Genomic DNA, 311 nt, shown 5'->3' with positions numbered 1-311 from the left:
AGCGTCGCCAGCTTCAGCAGGCTGTCGATATCCAATACAAAGGGCTTTTTGACTTCGCCCTCTATGCTGACTGTCCAGGGGCGCGTCTTCAGGCCGCCCGCCATCATCGCAGGCTCAGATTTATCGGTACCGAATTCGTAAAAATTATTGTAGGTGGTCGCATCTTTCTGCGAGGTCTTTTTATCCAGTATCGCATAAGCCGGATTCGGGCTGGCAACCAGCTTCTGCGCGGACGCTGTTTGTCCATGCGCTTCACGGTTCGCCATTTCCCACAAAGCGCTGCCAGCGACCGAACCCAGTGCGAGCCGGCG

1 pseudogene is annotated in these 311 nt (G+C 55.9%); it reads right to left on the bottom strand.

The window, feature by feature from the left end:
- A pseudogene (locus tag KDM89_RS21305) lies at positions 1-311 on the bottom strand (protein-methionine-sulfoxide reductase catalytic subunit MsrP); the annotation flags it as partial.

Origin of the sequence: Cognatundibacterium luofuense, assembly GCF_018139685.1 — a bacterium.
GTDB lineage: Bacteria > Pseudomonadota > Gammaproteobacteria > Burkholderiales > Burkholderiaceae_D > Undibacterium > Undibacterium luofuense.
The sequence above is the reverse complement of the archived record's forward strand: the minus strand, read 5'-3'. Positions and strand labels throughout refer to the sequence as shown.